Below are 19,569 nucleotides of genomic sequence, written 5' to 3'. Positions count from 1 at the left end.
GTTTGCTCCGGACCCGATGATCTCCCGCCCGAGGGTTGGGACTGGGTGGTCGAAACCGCCGCCCGCAACAAGAACGGGCAGGCCAACATGCTTGGCGCGCTCGCCGTGTCGGTGCCCGCCATTCACCGGGCGAAGGGCTATGCGCGGAAGATGATCCGCGCGCTGCTCGAGCTTGCCGAGCACAAGAAGCTCGGCGGCGTCGTGGTGCCGGTGCGTCCCTCGGCCAAGGTCAGACACCCGTGGGTTCCCTTGGGCGAGTACATCACCTGGACCGATCCCAAGGGCCGCATGTACGACCCCTGGATTCGCAGCCACCTCGCAAGCGGCGGGCGGATGGTCGGGCTCGCCGAACGTTCCATGGTCGTGCAGGAGCCGCTGCCGTTCTGGGAAAACTGGTCCAAGCAGCATTTCGCGACATCGGGCAACTATACGATCGAAGGCGCTATCGCCCCGATCAAGATCGACGTCGATCGCCGCATCGGCACCTACGAAGAACCAAATGTCTGGGTGGCTTACGCCGCCTGACCTCGCCGAGCCAATCCACAGTGTTGCGCCTCGCCGCTGGTGACCTCGCGCGCGCGAGCGCTTAGCATCGCTGTCTCGACTCAAACTTGGCCGCGGCGATGCAATACGTTTTGGTCGCGCAACTTCTCATTCTCATCGGCGTTGCGAACGGCGCTCCGCTGCTCGTCACAACGATGCTCGGCACGCGCTTCGCCCAACCGCTCGACGGCGGTGCGACGTTTCCAGACGGGCGCCCGGGCTTTGGACCGCGCAAGACCATTCGCGGGGTTCTGGTTGCGCTGCTCGCCACGTCGCTGGCGGCGCCGGCTGTGGGACTGGACTGGGAGGTCGGCGCGCTCGTCGCCGCAGGCGCCGTCGTCGGCGACCTCTTTTCGAGTTTCATCAAGCGGAGGCTCGGACTCGCTCCGGGCAGCATGGCTCTCGGGCTCGATCATATTCCTGAGTCGCTGTTCCCGCTGCTCGCGAGCCGCTTGCTCGTGCCTATCGGCTGGCTCGGCATCATCGGCGGGACCGCGATCTTCCTTGTCGGCGCGCTGGTCGTTTCGCGCATCCTCTTTCGCTTGAAGCTGCGCGATACGCCGTATTGATCGGCCGACCGCTAGGGTCGTGCCTCGAGGCGATGCAGCGTGATCTCCGGCGGGCAGTTGAAGCGCACGGGAACGACCGAGGAGCCGGCGCCGACCGAGGTGTAGCCGACCATGTCGTGATAGCGCCAAGCGCCTGCGCCCATGCGGCGCGGCAGAACCGAATCGAGTGTGATCGGAATTCCGCCGGGAAGGCAGATCTGGCCGCCATGGGTGTGGCCGCTCAGCAGAAGATCGAAATCGGCGTGCGCGGCCTGCTTGTAGATTTCCGGCGTGTGCGTGATCAGGATCGAAAACGCATCGTGCGGAATGTCCGCAGCGGCCTTCTCCAGATTGTCCATGCGGTAGAAATGAGCGTCATCGATTCCGGCGAGGTGAATGCGTTCTCCGCCCCGCTCGATGACGACGCTTTCGTTCAGCAGCATCCTGACGTCCATCGCCTCCAAGCTCGGAACCATCAGGATCGTGTCGTGATTGCCGAGCACGCCGTAGACCTCTCCGCGAAGGACCCCGCGCAGGCGCCTCATGCCCGACATCGCCGCCTCGTAGGGGCCCCAGGTCTTGGCGCGATAATCGCCGGTGAGCACGCAAAGATCGTAGCGAAGGTTGCCGAGGAGATCGGCCGTCCGCTCCATCGCGGCTTCGCTCATTTCGACGTGAAGATCGCTGAGCTGGAGGATGGTGAAGCCATCGAAGGCGCGCGGAAGGCGCGGCAGGGCGATGCGGTTCTCGCGCAGATCGACCTTGCCCGCGTTGTCGAGCCCGCGCCAATACAATCCCGTTACGATCAACACTGCCCGGATCAAGGCGTGCGAGAGCGGAAGATTCTCGATGTGGAAGAAGTTGATGCCCTGGCCGAAGACCTGCGCCTCGTGATCCTTTTCGATGCCGAGCCGCGCCTTGGCATGGCGGCGCCCGAGGCGCTTTTCCAAGACCCGCAAGGTGTGCTCGTCAACCATCTCGCCCGCCGTTTCGTTGGCTAGGCAGAGTTGCAGCAATCAAGGACCGGACGGCAAGACTTCATTTTCAAGAGGCCCCAGGCGGGAAGGGCCGGCACGAGACCTAGTCAGCCAAGCGGGCCGGAAGCGTGAAACCATTTGCCGTGCCTTTGGTTTTCGGACCGAGAGGCATTGTTCCCTGGAGGGCGGAGACCGCCAACCGGAGATTCGAGGCCGCTGTGGCGGCCGTGACCGAAGAAAGGGAGCTTTTCGCGATGAAAATGTCGCCCAAACTGGTCGAATGCACCTTGTCACAGTTCAACGCCCAGGCGCTGCCGGAAAATCATCCGGCAACCGCACAATTCAACGAGCTGTTTGGCGATCACACCTTCTTCCTCGATCGCAGCGGCCTTAACATCGTCGAACCTGCTGAGCCCGCGGAAAGCGGAGCCGAGACCGGCGTGGTGGTGAAGATCGCAAGCTGGAGCGATACCTCCTATACGAGGCTCACGCCGCATCCACCCGAGGCGACGGATCTCGTCATCGTGCTCAAAGCGGCCTGAGAAGACCGCTACTTCGGGGTGAGCAGCACATAGGCGGCAAAGCGCCGCATTCGATCGCGGCGTGCACGCGAGGCGAAAACGCTTGCCGCCTTCACCCAGAGCTGCAACCACAGGGGCAACGGTGCCGGGCGCCCGAGCCGGTCGGCCTCCTCGGAGATGTAGCGCACCTCGTCCGGCTTCCAGCCGTGGGAGGCGAAGAAGGCGAACCAGTCCTTCGGCGTGAATTGAAACGGGGCGTTGCGCATGAATTTTTTGCGGAGCCGCGCGCCGTATTTGAGCGCCTCGGGCGAAAAATAGTCGATGATCCAGTAGCGGGCCTTCGCCACCTTGCGGAGATCGTCGGCGAGATCGCCGACATCGGCTTCCGTCAAATAGGGCGTCACGCCCTCGGTCAGCACCAGGATCTTTTCCGCCTGGGCGTCGATCCCGCCGAGAAACGCCTGGCGCGCCTCGCGATCGGTGAGGTCGAGAGCGACGCGCTCGAGCCGGCAGCGCGGCGCCTCTTCGGCAAGGCGCGTTTCCTTCAGCTCGATCACGTGCGGATAGTCAACCTCAATCCAGCGCAGAGAGCGCGGTAGATCCATGCGATAGGGCCTGGTGTCGAGGCCGGCGCCGAGATTGAGGATCGTGTCAACGCCCTCTCGGACCGCGCGCTCGATCAGGCGATCGATGATGACGGTCCTGATCACCACCGACCAGGCGCCGAGGAAGGCCTTCGGCACGGCGGCAAGGATGTTCCTGCCATGCTCGCCGGCGAGCTTGGCGGCAAGCGGATCGCGGAACAGCGGCGTCTCGCGCTCCATCTCGGCAGCGCGAAAGCCGGCGACCAGAAAGGCGGTGTCGGAGACGTTCTGGATGACTTGGGTCATTGTTTCGTAGAGTTACTCGTTGCGAGGCCTGATAGGGGAGAGGCGGCATGGAATGGGTGTGCATATACGTGACTCTCGTCAACAATTTGCCCGTGCTCGCCGTCCGCGACGACCGTTACCAAACGGAAGAGGCGTGCGCGAACGCCAATGCGGGCTCAGGCAACACCTTCTGGTGCGTCACGCGCAACTGGTTGGACCAAGGCCAGGGAAAGCCTGTGCGCGCTTTCGTGACCGATTGATTGTACGGATGCCCGCTAGAGACATTCCGGATGCTCCGGATCATGGCTTCGAGGCCGTTTGCTACAGGGACGGCTCTCGCACGAGCCCCTCTTTTGTGGCAGGTTCGGAGCGGCTGCGCCATGCAGGCTGTCGGCATGATCGGCCTGAAGTTATTGAAGCAACCACCATCCTCGTGAGGGGAAACATGAAAAGATTAGCTTTGCAGATATTCGTCGCCGCTACGGCTTTGGCCGCCACGGCCTCGCTGGGATACGCAAAGGATACGATGACAAGATTGGCCGATGCTCACTCGGACGCGTGTGACTACAACTATAGTCAGTGCATGGATGGGTGCGGCGGCGCCTCGGGCTGCGAACGCCAGTGCCAGACCAATTACGAAGGTTGCATGTCACAGGGCCAATAGCCGCTTCCCGAACGAGATGCCCAACCATTGGCGCCTGCCCTTCGGCAGGCGCCTTTTTATGTCCTGGGTCTGCCATGTTCCCGCGCCTGCCGCGGACAGCGGCGCGCCGGACGATGGCGGAGGGGAAGGGATTCGAACCCTTGAGACGGTTGCCCGCCTACACACTTTCCAGGCGTGCGCCTTCGACCACTCGGCCACCCCTCCAGTCTCGGAAAGCAAGGGGCCGCACTATAGCGAAGCGACCCTTCGGTTCAATACGGTTGGAGCCCAGGTCTCCGGCGCCCGCCATAGGCATAGAATTGATCATCGAATGATGATAAATTCGTGCTTATGCGAACCACGCTCGCACTCGACGACGAGCTTCTGGCCAAGGCCCAGGCCTTCACCGGGCTTAAGGAAAAGTCGGCCTTGGTCCGCGAGGCGCTCAAGGCCCTGATCGAGCGCGAGAGCGCACGGCGCTTGGCCCGGCTTGGGGGGAGCGAGCCCGAGATCGCCGCGCCTCCGCGGCGGCGGCAACGGTCGGCGTGATCCTGACGGACACTTCGGTCTGGGTCGACCACCTGCGCAAGGGCGACCGGGCGTTGGCAAAACTGCTCGACGCCTCGCGAGTCTTGATCCATCCCGTCATCGTCGGCGAGCTCGCGCTCGGCGTCCTGCACCAGCGCGAACTCATCCTCGAGACTTTGCAGAACCTTCCTTCGGCGGTCGTCGCCTCGCCGGTGGAAGTCTTGCACTTCATCGAAGCGGGCGCACTGGCCGGCAGCGGAATTGGCTATGTGGACGCGCATCTCCTCGCCGCGACGAAATTGACGGCGGGGGCACGGCTGTGGACGCGGGACAAGCCGCTATTCGGGGTCGCCGAGCAGCTGGGTCTCGCGGCGAGCGTCTAGAGGCCGGGCTCACGCAAAGCTGATGTCGCGCCGGTTTGAACGGAAGCCGCCGATGGCTTATGTAGGGGCAGGAAACTCCCTAACGATCGCGAAATCGAGCCATGCTGTTTCTGCTGCGCGTCATCGGCGTCTGGCTTCTTCTGATCGCCATGGTCGCCGCCGTGGTCGATGCCACCAAGAGTCTTGCGGGCGGCGGCGCCTGGGTGGTCACGCCCATGGGCGAGCAATGGAAAGCGCTCAATGCGCAGAGCCTGGACGCAGCCAAGGCCTGGGTCGTGAGCCATGCCGGGCCGGCCGTCTGGGACCCGGTGATCACGAGCGTGCTGAACGCGCCGACCTGGGTCGTGTTCGGCATCCTCGGCGTCCTGCTCTATTGGTTCGGACAGAAGCGGAAGCCGGTCGAGATATTCATCAACTAGGAGCTGTCGGGGGGCAGCCACGAGGAGACCAAATGTTCACTCTGAAGCGCAAGCCCTCAGCCCTTCCCTCTCCCGACAAGGCATTGCCCGGGCGGGCAAGCCTCATCCCCACGGCCTCCTCGCACTACGTGAGCGGAGCGGCGCTTAAAGGCCCCTACTCCGAAGGCGCGATGAAGGCACTATTCGGGCTCGGCTGTTTCTGGGGCGCCGAGCGGAAGTTCTGGCAGATCCCGGGCGTCTACGTGACGGCGGTCGGCTACGCCGGCGGCTTTACGCCGAACCCGACCTACGAGGAGGTGTGCACTGGCATGACCGGGCACAACGAGGCTGTGCTCGTCGTCTACGATCCGGCCAAGGTCAGCTACGCCGAGCTGCTAAAGACCTTCTTCGAGGCGCACGACCCGACCCAAGGCATGCGCCAGGGCAACGACGTCGGCACGCAATATCGCTCCGGCATCTATTATTTCACCGACGAGCAGCACCGTGCCGCGGAAGCCGCGAAGGCATCCTACGAGAAGGCGCTGAAAGCGCGCGGGCTCGGACCGATCACCACCGAGATCCTGCCGGCGCCCGAGTTCTATTTCGCCGAGGACTACCACCAGCAATACCTCGCCAAGAACCCGCACGGCTACTGCGGGCTTGGCGGCACCGGCGTCACCTGCCAGATCGGCACCGGGGTGGAGGCTGACGCTTAATCCTCGAAGCAGAAACGCACTCCTGCTCCCCCTTGGGGAGATGAAAGTAAATCGGCGAGATCGGGCGAAAAGCATCAGCTCCGGATGAAGCCGACGATGTCCTTGGTCTTGGCGAGGATCGGGTCGGCGATGGCGTGAGCGCGGCGCGCGCCGTCGTCGAGGATGCGGTCGATCTCGACCGGATCGGCCATGAGACGACGCATCTCCTCCCCGATCGGATTGAGCTTCGCCGCCGCGAGCTCGGCCAACGCCTCTTTGAACTTCGAGAAGGGCGAGCCGCCGAAATCGCGCAACACGGCCTCCTTCGAGGTCTCGGCGAGGCCGGCGAAAATGCCGACGAGATTGTCGGCCTCCGGCCTCGTCTCGAGGCCCTTCGCTTCAGAAGGCAGTGGCTCGGGGTCGGTCTTCGCCTTCCTGATCTTCTTGGCGATGGCGTCGGCATCGTCGGTGAGGTTGATCCGCGTCATGTCGCTCTCATCCGACTTCGACATCTTGCGGGTGCCGTCGCGCAAATTCATCACTCTTGTGGCGGGACCGGTGATGAGCGGCTCGGGCAGCGGAAAGAAGCCGCCTTCATAGCCCTCACGCGCGATCGTCTTGGCGAAGTCGTTGTTGAACTTCTGGGCGATGTCGCGGGCAAGCTCGAGATGCTGCTTCTGATCCTCGCCGACGGGAACGTGGGTGGCGTGGTAGAGCAGAATGTCGGCGGCCATCAGGTTCGGATAGACGTAAAGACCGGCCGAAGCATTCTCGCGGTCCTTGCCGGCCTTCTCCTTGAACTGCGTCATGCGGTTCAGCCAGCCGATGCGCGCCACGCAGTTGAAAATCCAGGCAAGCTCCGCGTGGCCCGACACCTGGCTCTGATTGAACACGATATGGCGCCCGGGGTCGATGCCCGAGGCGATGAAGGCTGCCGTCACCTCGCGCGTGTTCTTGGCGAGCTCATCAGGGTCCTGGAACACGGTGATGGCGTGGAGATCGACCACGCAATAGAGGCAGTCATGCTCGGCCTGGAGCGCCACGAACTTGGTGATGGCGCCGAGATAGTTGCCGAGATGGAGATTGCCGGTCGGCTGCACGCCCGAGAACACGCGCGTCTTGGTTTTGGTCTTGGCCCTTTGCATTCCTCGCCCCTGATCGACGGGCGGGTTATGGCGTGACCGGGGGACGCGCGCAAGCCTCGTCGGAGGGGGAGACGGCGCCGCCTGGCGGCGGCGCCGCTGCTTTAGGCCGCTTCGGTGGCGTCCTTGGGATCGTCGCGGACGACGATCGTTCTCAGCACCGGAAATATTTGGTCGCCCGGCATGCCGACGCGGCGAGCGTGCTCGCGGATCGATTGCGGATCGCGCGCCTCGTAGATGCACACGGTGCCGAACCGGCCGTCGGGCTCCTTGACGACGTAACTTCTGATCCAGCGCACGCGGTCGTGCATTTCCTCGTTGCCGATTCTGGCCGACTTCGCGCCCGCAGCTTCGAGCTCCTGCAAGCTCGCCCAAGCGCCTGGGCGCCGAATAACGTAGAGGTTCATTTGCTGTCCCTCGGCTACATTTTTTCCGGCTGCTCGGCCGGCTTGCCGCTGCCCATGTCGTGGCTCACGGTGCAATAGTTGTACTTGTCGAGGCAGTCTTGCTGGCAACTCTTCTTGTCGGAGCAGTGACTGCTCTTCACGATGCAATGCGAGAGCGCACTGCGGCACTTCTTCGAGGCGGCGGCCGGCGTGGTCAAAACGCCGAGGCTGGTGAGGGCAAGCGCAGTAATGAGAACTTTCTGCATCGTATCTCCTGGTGTCGCGGAAACCGCCGCGCGTCGCTCACGACGGTGCGGCGTGTGCGCGGTTAGCTAGCTTTCGCCACGCGGAAAAGAAATGATCGAGCGTCTGCAGTGATTGATCGAGCGTCCGGATTTTCTCCGCCCTGCTCTGATGCTCGCCCCAGCGCTACCCGCAAGCCATCTCCATCTCGCGGATTTGTTCGGCGATCGACACCGTGCGCTCGGCCATGCCGAGATGGAGCCGCTCGACCATGCGGCCCTCGATGACGATGACGCCCTTCTTGGCATTCTCGGGCCGGCGGAAAGCGGCGATGACCTTGCGCGACCAATCGACCTCCTCCTCGGTCGGCGAGAAAATCTCGTTGCACGGCTCGACTTGGCTCGGATGGATCAGCGTCTTGCCGTCCATGCCGAGGATACGGCCGCGCTCGCATTCCTCACGGAGACCGATCTCGTCCCTGAAATCGTTGTAGACGCCGTCAATGATATCGAGGTGGTAGGCGCGCGCGGCGACGAGGGTCATGGCGAGCCACGGCACGACGGCGAAGCGGTCATGCAGGGCGCGGGCGCGCGACTCCTTGATCAAGTCATTGGTGCCCATGACGAGGCAGCATAACCGGTTCTCGGCATACACCGCGGTGGCAGCGATCGTGCGCGCGTTCAAGATCGCCATCGGCGTTTCCATCATCGCCCACAGCCTGATCTTCTCGGCCGCATGCACGCTTTGCAGGATCTTGGCGGCGCTGATGATGTCGCCGGGATGCACCACCTTGGGCACGAGGATGGCGTCGGGCTCCGCCTCGCAAGCGGCGAGCAGGTCTCCGGTGCCCCAGGGAGTCTCGAGCGCGTTCACCCTGATCACGATCTCGCGGCCGCCATAGCCGCCGTTCTTGACCGCAGCGCAGACCTGATCGCGGGCGAGTTCCTTGGCGTCGGGGGCCACCGCATCTTCGAGATCGAAGATGAGCGCGTCGGCCGGGATGGTCTTCGCCTTCTCGAGCGCCCGCTCGTTCGAACCGGGCATATAGAGCACGCTCCGGCGCGGCCGTCCTTGCATGTCATCCCCCTTGCTGCATCGCAGCATAGACGAGGCTGGGGGACCCGCCAACCCTCCTGGCGTCAGGGCCTAAGCTCTTTGATCAGCTCGCGGAATTTCGCCGCGCCGAAGACTTGCGCCGAGACTGCGTAGACGAGGAGCCCGCCTGCGACGAGGGCAAAGAGCGCCGCGACCTGCGCTGCGAGGCTGCGCGACGGCACGAGGTAGGGATCGAGCATGCGCTCGAGGCCATAAACCGCGACGCTCATGCAGACCGTTGCGGCCACGATGCCGAGGATCGCGCGCCGGAATGCTGCATCGAGGGCAAATTCTCCGCGCCGTTTCAAGGCCATGACGAGCAGCGCGACATTGATCCAGCCCGAGAGCATGGCGGCGACGGCAATGCCGGTCCCGCCGATGGCAAGAAACAAAATCAGGCTCAGCACGACATTGGCGCCCATCGAAACAGCGGCGAAGATCATCGGCGTCCGCGTGTCCTCGCGGGCGAAGAAGCTCGGGTGCAGCACCTTGATGATGACGTAAGCCGGAAGGCCGAGCGCGAGCGCCGACAGTATCGCGGACGTCGCATCGGTGTCGGCCGCGGTGAAGGCACCGTGCTGGAACAGGACGCGCATGATCGGGGTCGCGGCGAGGATGAGCGCGGCTGCGGCTGGAAGAGTGAGGAGAAGGGCGAATTCGAGCGCGCGGTTCTCGCTTCTGATCACCGCGCGATGGTCGCCGGTGCGAAGCTTGTGGCTGAGATCGGGAAGCAGCACCACGCCCACCGCGACGCCGATGACGCCGAGCGGGAGTTGCACGATGCGCTCGGCGTAATAGAGCCAGGACACGACGCGATCCTGGAGCGTGGCGATGATGGTCGAGATCACGCCGGTGAGCTGGCCGATGCCGCCGGCGACCATGCCCGGGACGGCGAGCGCCACGAGCCGGCTCATGTCGGGGGTGAGCCTCGGGCGCGTCAGCGGCAGGTGCATCGACGTCCGCGCGGCGGCGACCGCGATGACCACGACCTGGAGCAGACCCGACAGGACGATGCCCCAGGCGAGCGCCATGCCGGCCTGACCCTTGTCGGTGTTGCCGGTCGCGACAAGACCGAGCAGCACAATAATGAGCACGATGTTGAGCAGGCTCGGCGTGAAGGCAGCGACGGCGAAGCGGCCTTGCGCGTTGAGCACGCCGGTATAGAGCGCGACCAGCGACATGCATACGAGATAGGGGAGCGCGATGCGCGCGAGCAGAACGGCGAGCGCGAACTTCTCGGCATCTTCGTGGAAGCCCGGCGCGAGCAGGAGCATGAACCACGGCATGGCGATCTCGCCAAGGATAACGACGGCGACGAGAAGCACGGTCAGCCCGGAAAGAGCCTGCCCGGCGAAGGCGCGGGCCGCCGCGAGCCCATCCTCGTGCATGCGCCTGGCAAAGAGCGGGATGAAGGCGGCATCGAAGGCGCCTTCGGCAAACAGCCTGCGGAACATGTTGGGCACGCGAAAGGCCACGAAGAAGGCGTCGGCCACGAAGGAGGTGCCGAGCACGGCGGCGATCAGGACGTCGCGCGCGAAGCCGAGCACGCGGCTCAAGATGGTCATGGCGCCAACCGTGGCGAACCCGCGATAGAGCTTCATGTCCCCGACCCTTTGCCCGTATGACCGTCATGACCCGGTTTATCCCGGCCATCCACGGTTTGCTTCGCAGCAGAGATTGAAAATCGTGGATGCCCGGCACAAGGCCGGGCATGACGGATTCGTTTCAAGGGAAGGACGCCCAACTCAAGCGGGGACCAACGCGGCGTCCTGACCGGCCTGTAGCGCCTTCATCAGGCGCTCGCGGATCGCCGCCTCGCGGCTCGAGCTCGTGATCTTCTTGCCGGTAAGGTCGGTCACGTAGAACACATCGACCGCCTTCTCGCCGAAGGTGGCGATGTGGGCCGAGGCGATATCGAGGTTGAGATCGGAAATCTCGCGCGTCACGTCATAGAGCAGGCCCGGCCGGTCGAGTCCGTTGATCTCGATCACGGTGAGCGCGTCGGACAAAGTGTTGTCGATCACCACCTGCGGCTCGACGGTGAAGGCCGAGAGCTTGGCCTTCGGCTTCCGCTTGCCCGAAAGAACCTCGGCAAGCCGCGCCTCGCCCTTGAGCAGGCGCTCGATGGTTTGGGCGATGCGCCCGGCGCGGCGCTCCTCGTCCTCCGCCTGATCGAACTCGCGTTCGAGGTGGATAGTGTCGAGCGCCATGCCGTCCCGCGTGGTCGAGATCTGGGCATCGACGATGTTGGCGCCGCCCCCGGTGCAGGCGCCGGCAACGAGCGCAAGCAGGCGCGGATGGTTGGGCGCAAGCAGGGTGATCTCGGTGACGCCGCGGAAGGCGTCGGTCGAGATATGGGTGACGAGCGAGCGGCCCTCGGCCTCCGCGTCGCGGATCAGCTTGGCGTGCTCGGCGATGACGTCGAGATCGGTCCTCAGCCAATAGGACGGATAATGGCGGGCGATAAAATGCTCGAGCTCCTGGCTCGGCCAGCCGGCCAGCCGCTCGCGGAGCGCATCCTGGGCGCGGCCGACGCGTTCGCTCCGCGTCAGGGTGATGTGGCCGCCGCCGAGCAGAGGCTCGGTCTCGAAATAGAGCGTGCGCAGGAGCTGGCCCTTCCAGCCGGTCCAGACGCCGGGCCCGACCGCCTGAATGTCGGCGACGGTGAGCACAAGCAGCAGCTTCAGCCGCTCGCGGCTCTGCACCAGAGCGGCGAAGTCGCGGATGGTCTTGGCGTCGTTCAGGTCGCGGCTCTGAGCGAACAGGCTCATGGCGAGGTGATGCTCGACGAGCCACGCGGCGGTTTCGGTCTCTGACGGCGTGAGGCCGAGGCGCGGTCCAAGCTCGCGGGCGATGCGGGCGCCGGCGATCGAGTGGTCCTCGTCGCGGCCCTTGGCGATGTCGTGGAGGAAGGCCGCGACATAGAGCGCACGGCGATTGTCGATGGTGCGCACGATCTCCGTCGAGACCGGGTGCTCGATCGCGTATTTACCGCGCTCGATGCCGGACAGGTAGCCGATGGTGCGGATCAGGTGCTCATCCACCGTGAAGTGGTGATACATGTTGAATTGCATCATCGAGACCACGCGGCCGAAATCGGTGATGAAGCGGCCGAGCACGCCGGCCTCGTTCATTTTGCGCAACACCGCTTCGGGATCGCGCGAGTCGGTCAGGATGCGCAGGAACAGCCGGTTGGCGGTCGGGTTGTTGCGGAGATCGTCGTCGATGAGGCGGAAGTTGGCACGCACCTGGCGCAAGACCTCGGGCGAAAAGGAGGCGCGATTCTCGTCGGCCGCCACGAACAGGCGGATGAAGTTGACCGGATCCTTGGCGAAGATGTCCTTGTTGACGGCGTAGATGCGGGCGTTTTCGATGCGAAAATCAGAGGTGCGCCGCAGCCGCGCCCGGCGCCGCCAGCTGAACGGCGCGAGCAGCGTATCGAGCGAGGGCAGCGACTTGAGCTGCTTGATCTCGAGGGCCGAACAGACGATGCCGGTCAGATCGCCGACCTCCTTGGCCACCAGGAAGTAGTGCCGCATGAAGCGCTCGACGCCGCTTAGGCCCCCCTTGCGCCGGTAGCCGAGACGCTCGGCCATCTGCTGCTGAACGTCGAAGTTGAGCCGCTCCTCGGGCCGCCCGGTGAGGAAGTGAAGCTCGCAGCGCACCGTCCACAGGAAGCTTTCACAGCGGCGGAAGCTCCGATATTCGTGGGCCGTGAACACGCCGGCCTCGACGAACTCAGCCTCGGCCTTGTCGGGATAGAGATGCTTGGCGAGCCAGTGCAGCGTATGCAGATCGCGCAGGCCGCCCTTCCCGTCCTTGACGTTCGGCTCAACAAGATAGCGCGAGGCGCCGGCGCGGGCATGACGAGCATTCTGCTCGGCGAGCTTGGCCTCGACAAAGGGCCGCGCATTGCCTTCCAGCACTTCGGTACGGAAGCGCTTCTCGAAGTCCGCGTAGAGCGCTTGGTCGCCGAAAATCAGGCGCGCGTCGAGCAACGCCGTGCGGATGGTCATGTCGGAGTGGCTGAGCCGCACGCATTGATCGATGTTGCGGGTGGCGTGCCCGACCTTGAAGCCGAGATCCCACAAGAGATAGAGCATGTACTCGGCGACGCTCTCGCCCCAGGCGGTCTGCTTGTAGGGCAGCAGGAAGAGCAGATCGATGTCCGAACCCGGCGCGAGCAGCCCGCGGCCGTAGCCGCCTTGCGCCACGACCGCCATGCGCTCCGCCGTCGAAGGATTGTCGGCGCGATAAACGTGGGTAGTGGTGAACTCGAAGGCGAGCTTGATCAGCGCATCCTGGAAGGCCGACAGGCCCTCGGCGCAGGCCCTGCCGTCGCCATCCTGCTCGAGCTGGCGCCTAGCGGAGGCGCGGGCCTCCTCGACGAGCCGGCGCAGCCGCACCACCAGGGCCTTGCGCAGCGCGTTGTCCTGTCCCGAATAGACCTGGGCAAGCCGGGCGGTCTCCGCGCGCAGGAGATCGGGATCGAAATACGGGGCTTGTCTGATCGCTGGCTGGTCCATCCGTCTCAACGAGCTAGTTCTTGGCCGGAACGTCGGGCTCGGGCCTCAATATCGTATTCGCGATCTCGCCAGAAAAATTGAAATGCTGCCTAAACATATCAATGGCCCTGGCGATGAAATCGCCGAGGCTCATTTTGGACACGGGGCCGAAATTCTCCTGTACGCCCCGCTCGTTGAAGCGGCAAAAAAACGTGCCGCCGGCGCTCGTTTCAAGCGTGATGTACATTTGCGGGGCGTTAAGCTCCTGATCGAGAACCGCGAGCGTGGCATTGTAATGGAGACTGCTCGCTGCCGCCTCGCCAATCACGCGCGCCGATCGCGGCTTGAGGTCCAAGAGCAGCACCAGAAGGAATCTGCCCGCCCTCCAGACGGCGACCGCATCATTGCCGGCGATCTCCGGCATTGACGGATATTGCGGCATTCCCTTTGGGGCTTCGTCGGGAGCCTCGCTCACTGTGACCGCCTCCGCTACCCCCAGCACGCCGCATTCTACCACGGCATCAAGTCTCGGGCCGAACCAGAGCTTTCAACCGGTAGAGGGCATCGAGTGCCTGCTTCGGCGTCATGGCGTCGGGATTAAGCTCTGAAAGCGCCCGCTCGACCGGCAAGACTTGACTGGGCCTCGCCGCACCTTTCGCCGCCTGAAACAGCGGCAAATCTTCGGCAAGCTCAGACGGCTTGGGGCGGCCGTCGGCCTTCTCGAGTGCGGCCAGCACCTCGTTCGCGCGCGCCAGCACCTCGGGCGGAAGGCCGGCGAGCTTCGCCACGTGGATGCCGTAGGAGCGGTCGGCGGTACCGCGCACCACGCGATAGAGAAATACGATCTCGTCGTGCCACTCCTTGACCTCGACGGTGGAATTGGCCGCGTGCGGCAACTTATCCGCAAGGGCGGTGAGCTCGTGATAGTGGGTGGCGAACAGCACGCGGCTCCTGTTCACAGCGTGCAGATATTCGAGCGCGGCCCAGGCGATCGAGAGCCCGTCGAAGGTCGCGGTGCCGCGTCCGATCTCGTCAAGCACGACGAAGGACCGCTCCGTCGCCTGGTTGAGGATGGCGGCGGTTTCCACCATCTCGACCATGAAGGTCGAGCGGCCGCGGGCGAGATCGTCGGCCGCGCCGACGCGGCTGAACAGCCGGTCGACAATGCCGATCGAAGCGCTCTTGGCCGGCACGAACGCACCCGATTGCGCCAGCGCAACGATGAGCGCGTTCTGGCGCAGGAAGGTCGACTTGCCCGCCATGTTGGGCCCGGTCACGAGGAGGATGCGCGTCGCCTCGCCGCCGTCGCCGAGCTGGCAATCGTTGCCGACGAAACTTCCGCCGCCGCCCCGGCGCAAGGTCTGCTCGACCATCGGGTGGCGGCCCTCTTCGACGGCGAAGACGAGGCTCCTGTCGATCTTGGGGCGTACATAGCTCTGCTCGACGGCAAGCTCAGCGAGACCGGCATAATGATCGAGCTCGGCCAGTGCCGCGCTTGCTCCGGCGAGGGTCTTCTGCTCGGCGAGCACGCGGTCGCAGAGTCGCGCGAAATATTCCAGCTCGAGCGCAAGCGCGCGGTCGGCGGCTTGGGTGATGCGCGCCTCGAGCTCGGCAAGCTCTCGCGTCGAGAAGCGCATCACGTTGGCGAGCGTCTGACGATGGAGGAAGGTTTCGGCATGCGGCGGCTTCGCCAGCACGCCGGCATTGGTCGCAGTCACCTCGACGAAATAGCCGAGCACGTTGTTGTGGCGCACTTTGAGCGACTTGATACCCGTTGCCTCGGCGTAGGTCGCCTGCAGGCCTGCGATCACCTGGCGGCTGCCGTCGCGCAATTGCCGCTGTTCGTCGAGCTCGGCGCTTGCGCCTTCCCTGATGAAGCCGCCGTCGCGCGCGTTTGCCGGTAGGCTCTCGGCAAGAGCCGCCGATAGCGCCTTTTCGAGATGCGACGGCGATGCTTCGAGGCGCTCCGTGATCGAGGCGAGTTCTCCCGGAAGGCCGAGGGCGCGGGCGGTGCGCGACAGGTTTGCGGCAAGAGCGTGGGCCGCGCGGATCGCGGCGGCGACCGCGCCGAGATCGCGTGGTCCGCCCCGGCCCAAGGCAAGGCGCGCCAGTGCGCGAGCGAGGTCGGGCGCCGCCTTCAAGTCCTCGCGCAAGGCCTGGCGAAGTCTTTGCTCGCCGACGAGATAGGCGACGGCGTCGAGCCGCGCATTCAAAGTGGCAACGTCGGTCAAAGGGCTGCCGAGCCGGCTCGCAAGCTCGCGCGCACCTGCTGCCGTGACGGTGCGGTCGATGGCAGCGAGCAGGCTTCCCGCCTGCTCGCCCCGGTTCGAGCGGATGAGCTCGAGATTGGCGCGGGTCGCCGCATCGATGACGAGGAGACTGCCGGCGCTCTCTTTCCGCGGCGGGCGCAACAGAGGCGCACGGCCGACCTGGGTGATCTCGACGTAAGTGAGGAGACCCGACAGCGCGGCAAGCTCGGCGCGGCTGAACTCGCCGAAGGCATCGAGCGTCGCGACTCCGAGCCGCTGCTTGAGAACGCGCTCTCCGCGAAGCGAATCGAAATGGGCGCGAGGGGCCGGCGTGAGCGCGGCGCCCGCCTCGCCGATCCATTTGCGAAGCTCGGCGTCGCCGGAGAGATCATCGCCGACCAAGACCTCGCCGGGCTTGAGCCGCGCAAGCTCGCCAGGAAGGTCGCCCGCCTTGACCGTTGTTGCGATGAGATCTCCGGTCGAGATGTCGAGCGAGGCAAGGGCAAGCAGCGTCTCGCCGTTCTCCTGCTGCGGCGAGCGGAACAGCGCGGTGAGGAAATTGTGCGCACGGGCATCGAGCAGGCTCTCCTCGGTGAGCGTGCCCGGCGTGACGAGACGGACCACGTCGCGACGCACGACCGCCTTCGAACCGCGTTTACGCGCCTCGGCGGGATCTTCGAGCTGCTCGCAGACGGCGACACGGTGGCCTTGGGCGATGAGGCGCTGGAGATAGTCGTCGGCCGAGCGCACCGGTACGCCGCACATCGGAATGTCCTCGCCTTGATGCTTGCCGCGCTTGGTCAACGCGATGCCAAGCGCGCGCGAGGCGATTTCCGCGTCCTCGAAGAACAGCTCGTAGAAATCGCCCATGCGGTAGAACAGGAGGCAGTCGGCGTTCGCCGCTTTGATCTCGAGATATTGCGCCATTACCGGCGTCGCACCCTCAGGCGCGGGCGCTTGCGGGCGGCTTCCGAACCCGGACGACAGAGCTTCGCTCGCCATCTCCTCCCTCAAGATCAAATCCCTCGATCGCGCAAGCCGCGCCAGTATGCAATGGCGCGGCTCTTGGTGGCGAGCGCAAAGGGGCTTTTTTCCGGTGCAAGGCTCCTCTAGGGTGCGCGCCTTGCGGTCATAATCCCGAGGAGATTTCGCCATCGTCCGCCCGTCAAAGCGCGCCGCCGACGCGCTCCGCCCCATCAGCTTCGAGCGCGCCGTCTCGCGGCACGCCGAAGGCTCTTGCCTCGTCCGCTTCGGCGATACTCATGTGCTGTGCACCGCGACCGCGGGAGAGCCCGTGCCCCCGTGGCTCAAGGGCCAGGGACGCGGCTGGGTCACCGCCGAGTACGGCATGCTGCCGCGCGCGACCACAGAGCGCACGCGCCGCGAGGCCTCTGCTGGCAAGCAGACTGGGCGCACGCAGGAGATCCAGCGCCTGATCGGCCGCTCGCTCCGCGCCGTCACCGATCTTGCCGGCCTCGGCGAGCGGCAGATCATCGTCGATTGCGATGTGCTCCAGGCCGACGGCGGCACCCGCACCGCCTCGATCACCGGCGCGTGGATTGCGCTCCATGACGCGATCGCCTGGATGGAGGCGCGTAACATGGTGAAGCCGGGCGTGTTGCGCGACCACGTTGCCGCGGTCTCGTGCGGGCTCTATGGCGGAGAGGCGGTGCTCGACCTCGACTATGCCGAGGATTCGGAGGCCGACGCCGACGCGAATTTCGTGATGACGGGCTCCGGCGGCATCGTCGAAGTGCAGGGCACGGCCGAGACCGAGCCTTTCAGCCAGGAGCAGTTCGACACATTGATGGCGCTCGCGCGCAAGGGCATCGCCGAGCTCGTGCAATTGCAGAAGATCACCGTTGCTTAACCCCGGCACGCTGCATCGCGGATCGAAGCTCGCCGTCGCCAGCCACAACGAGGGCAAGGTGAGGGAGCTCGGCGAGTTGTTTGCGCCTTACGGCATCGCTTGCGTCTCGGCGGGAAGCCTCGGCCTCGCCGAGCCGGAAGAGACGGGCGAAAGTTTCGAAGCGAACGCGCTGATCAAGGCCCGCGCGGCGGCGCAAAGCGCGCGGCTGCTTGCGATCGCCGACGATTCGGGCCTCGAAGTCGAAGCGCTCGGCGGGCAGCCGGGCGTCCAGTCGGCGCGTTGGGGGGGACCCGGCAGGGACTTCGATCTTGCTATGGCGCGGGTGTATGACGAGCTTAGCGCGACCGGCGGGGCTTACACGCGCGCGAACTTCACCTGCGCGCTCGCGCTGGCCGCACCGAGCGGCGAGGAGATCGTGACCACGGGTAGGGTTTACGGGAAAATCGTCTGGCCGCCGCGGGGCTCGCGCGGCTTTGGCTACGATCCTATCTTCGTGCCCGATGGCTATCGCGAGACGTTCGGCGAGATGGACCCGGCTTTGAAGAATCGACTTTCGCACCGCATGCGCGCCTTCGAGAAGCTGATCGCCGCGACCTATTCCAATGACGAATGATGAGCCATTCGGGGCCTATGTGCATTGGCCGTTTTGCCTCGCCAAATGCCCCTATTGCGACTTCAATAGCCATGTCCGCCACGGCGGCATCGACGAAGCGAGATTCCTGGCCGGCTATCTGAAAGAGCTCGGTCACTTCGTCGCGCTTGCCCCGGACCGGTGCGTATCGAGCATCTTCTTCGGCGGCGGCACGCCGTCGCTAATGTCGCCTCGCACCGTGGCAACGATCATCGAAGCGATTGCCGCGCAGTGGCGCATCGCGCCAGATGCCGAGATCACGCTCGAGGCCAATCCGACATCTGTCGAGGCCGAGAATTTCGCAGGCTACCGCGCGGCCGGCGTCAATCGCCTGTCGCTCGGGATTCAGGCGCTCGACGATCGGAGCTTAAGGGCACTCGGCCGCATGCACACGGCAGACGAAGCGCTTGCCGCGCTTGCGCTCGCCAAGCGCCATTTCGACCGCGTGTCGTTCGATCTCATTTATGCCCGCGAGGAACAGACGGCGCAGGCGTGGCGCGACGAACTCGCCCGCGCGCTCGATCATGCCGCGGATCATCTCTCGCTCTATCAGCTTACAATCGAAGAGGGCACGCCGTTCGCCGCGCGCCATGAAGCAGGCTCGTTGCAGATTCCGGACGGGGAACTGGCCGAAGAGCTTTACCTCATCACCCAGGACATGTGCGAGGCGGCCGGGTTGCCAGCTTACGAGATTTCCAACCACGCCAGGCCAGGTTCTGAATCGCGCCACAATTTGCTCTATTGGCGCGGGCACGACTATGCCGGCGTCGGGGCCGGCGCGCATAGCCGCATCACGACCGGTGGCGTGAAGCGCGCGCTCTCCACGATCAAATCCCCCGAGCGTTGGCTAGCGCAGGTCGAAGCGAGCGGTCACGGGATCACGAGCGACGAGGCCTTGAGCCCGGAGGACGCCGCAGAGGAATATTTGCTGATGGGCCTTCGCCTCGCCGAAGGGATCGATCTTTCGCGGCTTGCTGCAATCGGCGGCTCCGCATTGAGCCAAGATCGTCTCGCCGCACTCGAAAGCGATGGCCTCATTGCGGTGAACGGCTCGCATCTCAAAGCAACGCGAGAAGGCCGCCTCGTGCTGAACAGCCTGATTCTCGAACTCGCGGCTTAATAACTCGAAGCGGTGGTGAAGCTCGACGGCGCGGGGTCGATCACCACGGGTCCGCCTTCGTGCACCTCGAGGATGGCAAGTTCGCGCTCGCAGGTGCCGTCGGGCAGGAGCCGGAACAGACCATCGACGCCGGCAAAGCCGGTCGATCGCGTGAGCTGCGCCTGCGAATAGCGCTCGCCCGGCGGATTCTGCGACAACGACACGGCGAGGCTCACCGCATCGT

At 64.9% G+C, this 19,569-nt stretch carries 21 protein-coding genes, 1 tRNA gene and 1 pseudogene; 11 read left to right on the top strand and 12 right to left on the bottom strand.

Annotated features, from left to right (window positions below):
• Together VFB18_RS06675 and VFB18_RS06670 are read left to right on the top strand one after the other, a co-directional pair.
• Positions 1–525 (top strand): transferase (locus tag VFB18_RS06675; RefSeq protein WP_324972551.1); only part of this gene is annotated, 525 nt, incomplete at its 5' end.
• Between the two features lie 98 nt (positions 526–623).
• Positions 624–1,112 (top strand): CDP-archaeol synthase, encoded by a 489-nt coding sequence (locus tag VFB18_RS06670; protein WP_324972548.1) that lies wholly within the window; start codon positions 624–626, stop codon positions 1,110–1,112.
• Between the two features lie 11 nt (positions 1,113–1,123).
• Here the strand turns inward: VFB18_RS06670 and VFB18_RS06665 are convergent, their stop codons facing one another.
• Positions 1,124–2,068, bottom strand: a complete 945-nt coding sequence (locus tag VFB18_RS06665; RefSeq protein ID WP_324972546.1) for a metallophosphoesterase — start codon at positions 2,066–2,068, stop codon at positions 1,124–1,126.
• 218 nt (positions 2,069–2,286) lie between these two features.
• On the opposite strand from VFB18_RS06665, the gene VFB18_RS06660 reads away from it, so the two are divergent.
• The gene (locus tag VFB18_RS06660) at positions 2,287–2,610 is read left to right on the top strand and encodes a hypothetical protein (RefSeq protein ID WP_324972543.1); all 324 of its coding nucleotides are present in this window, start codon (positions 2,287–2,289) and stop codon (positions 2,608–2,610) included.
• Positions 2,611–2,618: 8 nt separating this feature from the next.
• On the opposite strand, the gene VFB18_RS06655 is transcribed toward VFB18_RS06660, so the two are convergent.
• The gene (locus VFB18_RS06655) at positions 2,619–3,479 is read right to left on the bottom strand and encodes an SAM-dependent methyltransferase (RefSeq protein ID WP_324972540.1); all 861 of its coding nucleotides are present in this window, start codon (positions 3,477–3,479) and stop codon (positions 2,619–2,621) included.
• A gap of 47 nt (positions 3,480–3,526) precedes the next feature.
• On the opposite strand from VFB18_RS06655, the gene VFB18_RS06650 reads away from it, so the two are divergent.
• Complete coding sequence (locus tag VFB18_RS06650) at positions 3,527–3,718, top strand: hypothetical protein (protein ID WP_324972537.1); 192 nt, start codon at positions 3,527–3,529, stop codon at positions 3,716–3,718.
• A gap of 518 nt (positions 3,719–4,236) precedes the next feature.
• Here VFB18_RS06650 and VFB18_RS06645 read toward each other — a convergent pair.
• Positions 4,237–4,326 (bottom strand) — tRNA-Ser (locus VFB18_RS06645).
• Positions 4,327–4,452: 126 nt separating this feature from the next.
• On the opposite strand from VFB18_RS06645, the gene VFB18_RS06640 reads away from it, so the two are divergent.
• The 4 genes from VFB18_RS06640 to msrA all read left to right on the top strand — a co-directional run bounded on the left by VFB18_RS06640 (position 4,453) and on the right by msrA (position 6,126).
• A complete protein-coding gene (locus tag VFB18_RS06640) occupies positions 4,453–4,650 on the top strand; it encodes a type II toxin-antitoxin system VapB family antitoxin (RefSeq protein ID WP_324972558.1) in 198 nt (65 codons plus the stop codon).
• Entirely contained in the window at positions 4,647–5,012 is a 366-nt protein-coding gene (locus tag VFB18_RS06635; RefSeq protein WP_324972535.1) for a type II toxin-antitoxin system VapC family toxin, read from the top strand. The genes VFB18_RS06640 and VFB18_RS06635 overlap by 4 nt, the downstream gene beginning before the upstream one ends.
• A gap of 101 nt (positions 5,013–5,113) precedes the next feature.
• The gene (locus VFB18_RS06630; RefSeq protein ID WP_324972533.1) at positions 5,114–5,431 is read left to right on the top strand and encodes a hypothetical protein; all 318 of its coding nucleotides are present in this window, start codon (positions 5,114–5,116) and stop codon (positions 5,429–5,431) included.
• A 32-nt stretch (positions 5,432–5,463) separates the two neighbouring features.
• Complete coding sequence (msrA, locus tag VFB18_RS06625; RefSeq protein WP_324972529.1) at positions 5,464–6,126, top strand: peptide-methionine (S)-S-oxide reductase MsrA; 663 nt, start codon at positions 5,464–5,466, stop codon at positions 6,124–6,126.
• Between the two features lie 74 nt (positions 6,127–6,200).
• On the opposite strand, the gene trpS is transcribed toward msrA, so the two are convergent.
• The 8 genes from trpS to mutS all read right to left on the bottom strand — a co-directional run bounded on the left by trpS (position 6,201) and on the right by mutS (position 16,745).
• Entirely contained in the window at positions 6,201–7,250 is a 1,050-nt protein-coding gene (trpS, locus tag VFB18_RS06620; RefSeq protein WP_324972525.1) for a tryptophan--tRNA ligase, read from the bottom strand.
• A 101-nt stretch (positions 7,251–7,351) separates the two neighbouring features.
• Positions 7,352–7,654: a DUF4242 domain-containing protein gene (locus tag VFB18_RS06615; protein WP_324972522.1), complete on the bottom strand. Its 303-nt coding sequence runs from the start codon at positions 7,652–7,654 to the stop codon at positions 7,352–7,354.
• A 14-nt stretch (positions 7,655–7,668) separates the two neighbouring features.
• On the bottom strand, positions 7,669–7,899 hold the full coding sequence (locus VFB18_RS06610; protein ID WP_324972519.1) for a hypothetical protein: 231 nt from the start codon (positions 7,897–7,899) through the stop codon (positions 7,669–7,671).
• Between the two features lie 163 nt (positions 7,900–8,062).
• Positions 8,063–8,953 carry a CoA ester lyase gene (locus VFB18_RS06605; RefSeq protein ID WP_324972516.1) on the bottom strand — a complete coding sequence of 297 codons (891 nt, stop codon included), beginning with the start codon at positions 8,951–8,953 and terminating at the stop codon, positions 8,063–8,065.
• Positions 8,954–9,015: 62 nt separating this feature from the next.
• Positions 9,016–10,572: a murein biosynthesis integral membrane protein MurJ gene (gene murJ, locus VFB18_RS06600; protein ID WP_324972513.1), complete on the bottom strand. Its 1,557-nt coding sequence runs from the start codon at positions 10,570–10,572 to the stop codon at positions 9,016–9,018.
• A gap of 144 nt (positions 10,573–10,716) precedes the next feature.
• Positions 10,717–13,497, bottom strand: coding sequence for a [protein-PII] uridylyltransferase (locus VFB18_RS06595; protein WP_324972510.1), 2,781 nt, complete (start codon positions 13,495–13,497; stop codon positions 10,717–10,719).
• 13 nt (positions 13,498–13,510) lie between these two features.
• Entirely contained in the window at positions 13,511–13,978 is a 468-nt protein-coding gene (locus tag VFB18_RS06590; RefSeq protein ID WP_324972507.1) for a hypothetical protein, read from the bottom strand.
• 19 nt (positions 13,979–13,997) lie between these two features.
• Positions 13,998–16,745, bottom strand: coding sequence for a DNA mismatch repair protein MutS (mutS, locus tag VFB18_RS06585; RefSeq protein WP_414675659.1), 2,748 nt, complete (start codon positions 16,743–16,745; stop codon positions 13,998–14,000).
• Between the two features lie 133 nt (positions 16,746–16,878).
• On the opposite strand from mutS, the gene rph reads away from it, so the two are divergent.
• The 3 genes from rph to hemW are packed head-to-tail and all read left to right on the top strand — an operon-like array spanning position 16,879 to position 19,346.
• On the top strand, positions 16,879–17,595 hold the full coding sequence (gene rph, locus VFB18_RS06580; protein WP_324972554.1) for a ribonuclease PH: 717 nt from the start codon (positions 16,879–16,881) through the stop codon (positions 17,593–17,595).
• Positions 17,588–18,208, top strand: a complete 621-nt coding sequence (rdgB, locus tag VFB18_RS06575; RefSeq protein ID WP_324972505.1) for an RdgB/HAM1 family non-canonical purine NTP pyrophosphatase — start codon at positions 17,588–17,590, stop codon at positions 18,206–18,208. The genes rph and rdgB overlap by 8 nt, the downstream gene beginning before the upstream one ends.
• The gene (gene hemW / locus VFB18_RS06570) at positions 18,198–19,346 is read left to right on the top strand and encodes a radical SAM family heme chaperone HemW (protein ID WP_324972502.1); all 1,149 of its coding nucleotides are present in this window, start codon (positions 18,198–18,200) and stop codon (positions 19,344–19,346) included. Before rdgB ends, hemW begins: the two co-directional genes overlap by 11 nt.
• Here the strand turns inward: hemW and VFB18_RS06565 are convergent.
• Positions 19,343–19,569 (bottom strand): annotated as a pseudogene (locus VFB18_RS06565) (penicillin-binding protein activator); the annotation flags it as partial. The gene hemW and the pseudogene VFB18_RS06565 sit on opposite strands and share 4 nt — an antisense overlap.

The sequence above is a fragment of the Methyloceanibacter sp. genome, from assembly GCF_035650995.1.
Taxonomy (GTDB): domain Bacteria; phylum Pseudomonadota; class Alphaproteobacteria; order Rhizobiales; family Methyloligellaceae; genus Methyloceanibacter.
This window is presented reverse-complemented; position numbering and strand designations above follow the sequence as displayed.

What these genes read in the sequence shown, in the direction of transcription:
- VFB18_RS06670 (WP_324972548.1), top strand. Translation starts at nt 624, where the DNA reads ATGCAATACGTTTTGGTCGCGCAACTTCTCATTCTCATCGGCGTTGCG.
- VFB18_RS06665 (WP_324972546.1), bottom strand. Translation starts at nt 2,068, where the DNA reads ATGGTTGACGAGCACACCTTGCGGGTCTTGGAAAAGCGCCTCGGGCGC.
- VFB18_RS06655 (WP_324972540.1), bottom strand. Translation starts at nt 3,479, where the DNA reads ATGACCCAAGTCATCCAGAACGTCTCCGACACCGCCTTTCTGGTCGCC.
- VFB18_RS06650 (WP_324972537.1), top strand. Translation starts at nt 3,527, where the DNA reads ATGGAATGGGTGTGCATATACGTGACTCTCGTCAACAATTTGCCCGTG.
- VFB18_RS06640 (WP_324972558.1), top strand. Translation starts at nt 4,453, where the DNA reads ATGCGAACCACGCTCGCACTCGACGACGAGCTTCTGGCCAAGGCCCAG.
- VFB18_RS06630 (WP_324972533.1), top strand. Translation starts at nt 5,114, where the DNA reads ATGCTGTTTCTGCTGCGCGTCATCGGCGTCTGGCTTCTTCTGATCGCC.
- msrA (WP_324972529.1), top strand. Translation starts at nt 5,464, where the DNA reads ATGTTCACTCTGAAGCGCAAGCCCTCAGCCCTTCCCTCTCCCGACAAG.
- trpS (WP_324972525.1), bottom strand. Translation starts at nt 7,250, where the DNA reads ATGCAAAGGGCCAAGACCAAAACCAAGACGCGCGTGTTCTCGGGCGTG.
- VFB18_RS06615 (WP_324972522.1), bottom strand. Translation starts at nt 7,654, where the DNA reads ATGAACCTCTACGTTATTCGGCGCCCAGGCGCTTGGGCGAGCTTGCAG.
- VFB18_RS06610 (WP_324972519.1), bottom strand. Translation starts at nt 7,899, where the DNA reads ATGCAGAAAGTTCTCATTACTGCGCTTGCCCTCACCAGCCTCGGCGTT.
- VFB18_RS06605 (WP_324972516.1), bottom strand. Translation starts at nt 8,953, where the DNA reads ATGCAAGGACGGCCGCGCCGGAGCGTGCTCTATATGCCCGGTTCGAAC.
- murJ (WP_324972513.1), bottom strand. Translation starts at nt 10,572, where the DNA reads ATGAAGCTCTATCGCGGGTTCGCCACGGTTGGCGCCATGACCATCTTG.
- VFB18_RS06595 (WP_324972510.1), bottom strand. Translation starts at nt 13,497, where the DNA reads ATGGACCAGCCAGCGATCAGACAAGCCCCGTATTTCGATCCCGATCTC.
- hemW (WP_324972502.1), top strand. Translation starts at nt 18,198, where the DNA reads ATGACGAATGATGAGCCATTCGGGGCCTATGTGCATTGGCCGTTTTGC.